3 protein-coding genes and 1 pseudogene are annotated in these 2770 nt (G+C 70.2%); 2 read left to right on the plus strand and 2 right to left on the minus strand.

Features of this window, described 5'->3' with window-relative positions; translation table 11 throughout:
- Together HW578_RS28610 and HW578_RS25105 are read left to right on the plus strand one after the other, a co-directional pair.
- Positions 1–118 (plus strand): annotated as a pseudogene (locus HW578_RS28610) (IS481 family transposase); the annotation flags it as partial.
- 321 nt (positions 119–439) lie between these two features.
- Entirely contained in the window at positions 440–646 is a 207-nt protein-coding gene (locus tag HW578_RS25105; RefSeq protein ID WP_198373426.1) for a hypothetical protein, read from the plus strand.
- A 160-nt stretch (positions 647–806) separates the two neighbouring features.
- Here HW578_RS25105 and HW578_RS25110 read toward each other — a convergent pair whose 3' ends face one another.
- On the minus strand, positions 807–2363 hold the full coding sequence (locus HW578_RS25110; protein ID WP_198373427.1) for an acyl-CoA carboxylase subunit beta: 1557 nt from the start codon (positions 2361–2363) through the stop codon (positions 807–809).
- Between the two features lie 168 nt (positions 2364–2531).
- A partial coding sequence (locus HW578_RS25115) for a hypothetical protein (RefSeq protein ID WP_198373428.1) occupies positions 2532–2770 on the minus strand: 239 nt, incomplete at its 5' end.

Consider the following 2770-nt stretch of genomic DNA (forward strand, 5'->3'; position numbering starts at 1 on the left):
CTACGCGCGGCGGCTCAAGACCCTGAAGGGCCTCACCCCCTACGAGTTCATCTGCCGATCATGGGCCGCAGACCCCCATAGGTTCACCGCAAACCCGCACCATGAAATGCCGGGACCAAAACATCTAATGTTCGCAGACGCGGGAACGAAGCCCAGCCCCTGCGTCCCTCCGGTGGCGCTCCACCGAAATGCCTGCTGCTCCTGGACGAAAACGCCGCCGCCAAGGGCACGGGAGCCGATGGCTTCGCCCGCGAGGACGAGCCCATTGGCCGAGATAGCGCGTGCGATCATGCCTCCCCGCTCATAGTAGATGACGTCTCCCGGACCGGCGAAGTCGCGTGGTGTGTAGAGCGGCGGAATTACGCGGATGTCGGAGGTCTGCGCCCCAGCAGGCGCATGGACCGCGAGGCCGAGTAGGCCAAGCAGGCAGTGCAGGCGCATGCGCCTCAAAGTGCGCGTTCCAGGGAGCCTCATACCCGTCGAAGTTGTCACGGAAGCGCGCCCGATCGTCCGCATCGAGGAACCCCTCACCGCAAGGTCTTCCGAGGCGCGGCAGGCCACCAAAATCGATGCCGGGCTGCTGCGCACCAGAGAATACGTCGATCCGCTACCACGGACGGCGAAGCTCAGAATTGCGCTGTATTAAGCACCACGTTGTCGCTGTTGGTTTGGCACTACACGGCTCGCGGGCGTGTCCCGTCCCCTCCCGCGCGGCAGCGCGACACGCGCTTCGCGGAGGTTTCCAGAAGACTGCCTCACCCCATCAACGGGGCTCGCAAGAGGGTTCGGCGTGCGTCCAGTGACTTTCAAGGCCGCATCGTGAAGGCCGCCGTGCCCGCCGCACGCAACGGGTCCGCCAATCGGGCGAACTCGCACAGCAGCCCCCGCGTCTCGCGTGGATCGATGATCTCCTCGATCCAGAAGGCCTCCGCCGTGCGGAAGGGCGAGCGCAGCTTCTGCAGCCGCGCCTCGATCTCCGCCACCTTCGCCTCGCGGTCCTCGGCGGCCGCGACCTCCGCCGCATAGGCGGCCTCCACACCACCCTCGAGCGGCAGCGATCCCCAGCGCGCCGAGGGCCAGGCGTACCGGATCGAATACCGCCCCGCCGGCTGGTGCACCACGCCCGCCACCCCGAAGGCATTGCGCAGGATCACCGTGCACCAGGGCACACGGGCCTGGTTCACTGCCGCCATCGCCCGCACGCCCCAGCGGATCGTCGCGCGCTGCTCGGCGTCCAGCCCCACCGCGAAGCCGGGGCAGTCCATCAGGTACACCACCGGCAGGTGGAAGGTCTCCGCCAGGTCCACGAAGCGGATCACCTTCTGGCAGGCATCCGCCGTCCAGGAGCCGCCCTGGAAGACCGGATCGCTGGCCAGCACGGCCACCGCCCGTCCGTCCAGGCGCGCGAAGCCCGTCACCACCGGGCGTCCGAACCACCGCCCCATCTCGAAGAAAGACCCGCGATCCACCAGCGTCTCGATGATCGGCCGCACCTTGTAGGCCTGGCGCGGATCGCGCGGGATCGCGCTCAGCAGCTTTTCGTCGCGCCGCGCCGCATCGTCGCGCCCACGCACCGCCGGCGGCAGCTCGAACACCGACGATGGCAGGTAGGACAGGAAGCGGCGCGCGCGCTCGAAGGCCTCGGCCTCCGTCTCGACCGCTTCATCCACGCCGCCCGCCTTGCACTGGATCTCCCATCCGCCGAGCGCCTGCTTGTCCAATGCCTCGCCCAGCCGTGCGACCACCGGCGGTCCCGCCACGAACATCGCGGAGGATTTTGTCATCACCGAGTAATGCGACGCCGCCAGACGCGCCGCGCCCAGCCCCGCGACCGAGCCGAGCCCCAGCGTCACCACCGGCACCAGCCCCATGTTCGCGGTGGTCTGGTAATAGAGCTGCGTCCCGCCCACCCCGCCCGGGAGGTTGGCGCGCCCGGTGGTCTCGATCGTCTTGACCGACCCGCCGCCGCCCGAGCCCTCGATCAGCCGGATGATCGGCAGGCGGAGTTCGGCCGCCATGCGTTCCGCCATGATGGGCTTGTCGCGGATGGTCGCGTCCGCGCTGCCGCCGCGCACGGTGAAGTCGTCGCCCACCACCACCACCGGGCGGCCATCGACGAGCGCGCGGCCCATCACGCAGTTGGACGGCGTGAAGGATCGCAGGTCGCCCTGCGCGTCGTATTCGGCCCGCCCCGCGATGGCGCCGACCTCGTGGAAGGATGCGCGATCGACCAGCGCCTCGACGCGTTCGCGCACCGTCAGGCGCCCGCCATCGTGCTGGCGCTTCACCTTGTCGGGGCCGCCCATCGCGCGCGCCAGCGCCTCACGCCGGCGCAGTTCGTCCAGTTCGGCTTGCCAGCTCATGCGCGGATCACGTCCCTGCCCGCGCACAGTCTCACGCCGCGCCGGCCGGTCGTCCAGCCGCGCCCAAGGGGGCGTTGCGGTCCGCGTGCCCTACGCCGTGGCCACACCCGCGCACCTGATGGCGTGAAGACCTCCGCGCGCCCTACGGCGCGACCACACCCGTGCGCCTTATGGCGCGACAACATCCGCGCGCAGGAACCACAGCGTCAGGGCCTCGCCATTCACCAGGCGCAGCCGCACAAGGTCGGCCTCCACCGCTTCCAGCGTCCAGGCATTGACCCGGAACGTGGTGCGGCAGCCGCCAGCGGCACGCGCTTCCGCCAGCAGGCGCGGCGGCGTGTCGGCGCCCTGGCGCAGCAGCCGCAGCGGCGCGGCGTCGCCGCAGCCGAGCGTGCCGTCGCGCGCCA

Source organism: Roseomonas rosulenta (assembly GCF_016106005.1).
Lineage (GTDB): Bacteria > Pseudomonadota > Alphaproteobacteria > Acetobacterales > Acetobacteraceae > Neoroseomonas > Neoroseomonas rosulenta.

Bases quoted from the DNA above. Each gene is read 5' to 3' on its own strand.
- HW578_RS25110 (WP_198373427.1), bottom strand. From the start codon at position 2,363: ATGAGCTGGCAAGCCGAACTGGACGAACTGCGCCGGCGTGAGGCGCTG.
- HW578_RS25105 (WP_198373426.1), top strand. From the start codon at position 440: ATGCGCCTCAAAGTGCGCGTTCCAGGGAGCCTCATACCCGTCGAAGTT.